At 60.2% G+C, this 244-nt stretch carries 1 protein-coding gene; it reads left to right on the plus strand.

The window, feature by feature from the left end; all coding sequences use genetic code 11:
• Positions 1-147 (plus strand): DUF3579 domain-containing protein (locus tag KVT32_RS31160; RefSeq protein WP_217619541.1); only part of this gene is annotated, 147 nt, incomplete at its 5' end.
• Between the last annotated feature and the right edge of the window lie 97 nt (positions 148-244).

Raw genomic sequence — 244 nt, forward strand, 5'->3', positions numbered from 1 at the left:
AACGGCGTCAAGGCCGTCGTCGTCGATAATGCGCTCCAGAAAGCCGAACCGCTGGCCTACCACTTCGTCACCAACTTCGCCAAGGATAACGACCTGCAAGTGGACGACGCCTGCTTCGACGAACTGCCGGGCGATCCGAAACCGTAGGCAGTTCGAAGCCCGGTTTGAGCTAGACCAAGCCGTCTGCCACTCTCCGCATTAGCGTGAAGCCATAGGGTGTGGGCACGGTCGCCTTCGTAGGGTG

It is taken from the genome of Achromobacter sp. GbtcB20, assembly GCF_019091095.1.
In the GTDB taxonomy this organism is placed as follows: Bacteria; Pseudomonadota; Gammaproteobacteria; order Burkholderiales; family Burkholderiaceae_B; genus Achromobacter; species Achromobacter mucicolens.